General features: G+C 60.8%; 3 protein-coding genes. 2 read left to right on the plus strand and 1 reads right to left on the minus strand.

Annotated elements, in window-relative coordinates; translation table 11 throughout:
• Together nagA and VJV58_RS11740 are read left to right on the plus strand one after the other, a co-directional pair.
• Nucleotides 1-853, plus strand: an 853-nt coding sequence (gene nagA / locus VJV58_RS11735; protein WP_324137513.1) for an N-acetylglucosamine-6-phosphate deacetylase, incomplete at its 5' end; no start/stop codon positions are given.
• Nucleotides 854-899: 46 nt separating this feature from the next.
• A complete protein-coding gene (locus tag VJV58_RS11740) occupies nucleotides 900-1,889 on the plus strand; it encodes an EamA family transporter (RefSeq protein ID WP_324137514.1) in 990 nt (329 codons plus the stop codon).
• A 14-nt stretch (nucleotides 1,890-1,903) separates the two neighbouring features.
• Here VJV58_RS11740 and VJV58_RS11745 read toward each other — a convergent pair.
• Nucleotides 1,904-3,647: phospholipase D-like domain-containing protein (locus VJV58_RS11745; protein WP_324137515.1), on the minus strand; the 1,744-nt coding region annotated here is incomplete at its 5' end.

Here is a 3,647-nt window from a genome sequence, read left to right on the forward strand (position 1 = left end):
GCTGCTGCCCACCCTGATCACCGACACCCCCGAGCAGATGGGCTCAGCCATTACCGCGGCGCGAACTGCGGCCGGAGCGGACGGCATCCTCGGCGTGCATCTGGAGGGGCCGTATCTTAGCCCCGCCCGGCCCGGCGTGCATCGCAAGGAGCACATTCGCCGGGCCGAGATGCGCGATCTGGAGCCTTTACGCGATCTGCCCGGGGGCTCCCTGGTGACGCTGGCGCCGGAATGCGTGCCCGACGGCTTCGTGCGCGCGCTTACCGCGTCGGGCGTGCGCGTGTCGGTCGGCCACAGCGAGGCGAGCGCCGCGCGCGTACTGCAGGCGGCCGACGAGGGCCTCACCGGCGTGACGCATCTCTACAATGCGATGCCGCCGCTGATGGGCCGTGCGCCGGGGATCCTTGGCGCCGCCTTGTCCGAGCCGCGGCTGATTGCGGGCCTGATCGTCGACGGCATCCACGTCGATGCCATCTCGGTGCGCGCGGCCTTTGCCGCCAAAGGCGCAGAGGGCATTGCGCTGGTGAGCGATGCGATGCCAACCATCGGCAGTGAGCTCACGCACTTCGAACTGATGGGCCGGACGATTACGCTTGCGCACGGAAAGCTCAGCACTGGTGAAGGCACGCTCGCCGGCGCGCATCTCGACATGGCGAGCGCCGTGCGCAATGCGGTGACCCTCGCGCAGATCCCGTTTGAGGATGCTTTGCGCTCGGCGACCCTCACGCACGCGCGCTTCCTCGGTCTCGAGCACGAACGCGGCGCCTTGATCGCCGGCGCGCGCGCCGATCTCGTTGCGCTCGGCAAGGATCTTGACGTGCTCTCGGTCTGGGTGGACGGAGAACGCGTATAGCGTTTATGACCATCCCGGCGATTTCCTTCCACGCGGAACTCCCTGAATGCTCGGTGGACTCCTGTCGCTGCTCTCGGCGGTGACGTTTGCTTATGCGAATGCGAGCATGCGCCGCGGCGTACTCACCGGCACGGTGCTGCAGGCCGTCGGCATCAGCCTGCCGGTCGCGTTGCCCATCTTCGTCATCGCGATGCTGCCGACCGGCGGGTTCGGCATTCTCGCCGCTTTTTCCGGACGCAGTTGGCTGCTGCTTGCGATTGCCGGCGTGATCCATTTCGCCTGGGGACGCTATTGCAATTACCGCGCAACCAAGGCGATGGGCGCCAATCTCGTCGCGCCGGTGCAGCAATACAGCCTGGTAATCACACTCGTGCTCGCGGTGCTCTGGCTGCGCGAGCCGCTGACTTTGTTGCGCATCGTCGGCATCGCGCTGGTGATCGCCGGGCCCGGGCTGACGCTGCGGCCGGACAAGCCGGCCCAATCCGAAGTCGTGCCGGAGACTCCTTCCGAGACGACGTTCATCCCGCAATACGCCGAGGGCTACATGTATTCGCTGCTCTCGGCGATCGGATTTGGACTCAGTCCGATTCTGATTGGCATGGCCTTCGAGAAGAAGGGCATTGCCGTCGGCATCGCGGGCGGGTTCGTGTCATATCTTGCCGCGACCCTCGCGCTTGCTCTGACGCTGCTATTGCCGGGCAAGTGGTCCGATTTCCGCGACATCGATCGCAGCACGATGAAGTGGTTCGTCTTCTCGGGCATCGCGGTCTGCCTCTCGCAGATGACGCGCTACATGGCGCTCGCGGTTGCGCCCGTGTCGGTCGTCTCACCGATCCAGCGCCTGTCGATCGTTTTTCGCATCTATTTCAGTTGGTGGCTCAATCCGAAGCACGAAGTGTTCGGCAGCCGCGTCGTGGCCGGCACCATCATCTCGCTGATCGGTGCGGTAGCGCTATCGGTCAGCACGGACGATCTTACGCATATGCTCACATTGCCCGCATGGCTCGCCGGCCCGCTGGCGTGGCACTGGCCGTAACTCCCAGCGCCTGGCTACCGAGAGAACAACAGTCGATCACGCTCTTTTTGTGTGTCCTTCTGATAGTAGCCCGCGAACCAGGACGGTTTCCCGCTGATCGCGGTCGGTTTGCTCAGCTTCATTTCGTCCTGTGATTGCACTTTGCCGCCACGGGCGCCTGCTTTTGCGGCCGCTTTGCCGCGAGCGGCCTTCGTTGATCCGTTGCCAAAGGCTTTGCTCATTGCCGATCGGAAATGCAGATGGTCGAATACCCGTAGTGCCTCGATCGCGTAAGAAGTCGCGACACGCTGATCCTCGATCATTACCAAGTTATCGCCGTTCCCTTTCTCGCCGCTCGGAGAGAGGTTGGATGAGCCGGTGAACACTTTGGCCGTCGGCAGGCTGAAGTCGGTGACGACGAATTTATGATGCTCGTGAATGCCCTTGCCGCCGGACCACTCGGCCTTAAACGGCATCGGCGCATGCTTTGCCAAGTAGTTGAAATCGACGATCCCTTGGCTGTGGTCCGGTTTGTTTACGATCAACCCTCCGGCTTTATCGGAAATGCCATAGCTGAACACGTTCTTTTTCATGAGCCGGTCGATCGCCTCCCGAGTCGGGCCGGATTTGGTTTGATTCAGGAATGCGATCGAAAAGAATACTGACGAAGTCGCCTGATCGATCGCGCCACCGAGTGGACCGAGGGACAGGCCGGTGTCCTTATGCGGAGAGAAGCAGAGATGCACGGCGGGCTTTCCTGGCACGTTAATCAGGTGCCATTGTTTGGAGATCGGATCCTGATTGAAGCCGTCCGGATTTGTAAATGCGATGTCGAACACCCGTTCGAAGAGCGCAGCGGCTTCGGGTGCATAGATCACTAATGCGTTGTTGGCCTGGATATAAAGGCCGCGGAAGCTGAAGTTGGTCGAACCGAACAATACCTTCACGGGTTGTCCGTTCTTTTTCGCGATCAGCACCTTATTGTGCTGCAGATGGGTGAAGTGCATCCGCTTGACGTTTTTTGCGCCGGCCGATTGCTGCAGCCGCTTGGCGGCTTGTGTTTCGGCGCTCTTGCTAGCCCCATGCGTACCAGAATTGTCGATGATGGCCCGGACTCGGCCACCCATTTGCTCGAGGTAATGCAGGATATCGGGCTCGTTAAGGTCGTATGCGAAGACATCGAGACTCATCGAATGGTCGTTTGCGCACGCCTTCAGCAGCCCCATGATCAACTCGTACGCCTCGAAGCCGAGCCACTGATACACGTCGCCGGGCAGCTTCTTGAATTTCAAGCCGTCGTCGGCGTTGACGGGGATCACGTCCGGATTGCCCTTGTACTTGTCTTCATATGCTTGCGAGGAAGCAAAGTTACGGGCGAACCCGACATCGAGGAAGCCATCATAGACAACTGAATCGAGTGTTATCGGGAGCGTCACCGTCGCGCCGGATTTCAGGACATCGTCACTCGGCATGTGCCGTTTGGTGATGCGATAGCGGTATTCGCCCCCTGTAGGCTCATATGGGAAATGTACCCAGCGAAATTTTTGGAACGGAGCATCCAGAGAGGGAAAATTGCGATAGCCGGTCACAGCCTCGCTCGCCGGTTTGTCGTAGGAGAATGCGAGTCGGTTGCGCAGCGGTGTGAAGTCTGCACTGCCGGGGCTTTTTACTTCGATCGCGAATCCGACAAAGTCGTCCTCTGGCTCGTCCACCTCCATGCCAATCAGGCACATCCGCTCGCCTCGCCAGAGTTTCACCTTCAGGCCATCTGACTGATCG

Origin of the sequence: Bradyrhizobium sp., assembly GCF_035273305.1 — a bacterium.
Classification (GTDB): Bacteria; Pseudomonadota; Alphaproteobacteria; order Rhizobiales; family Xanthobacteraceae; genus Bradyrhizobium.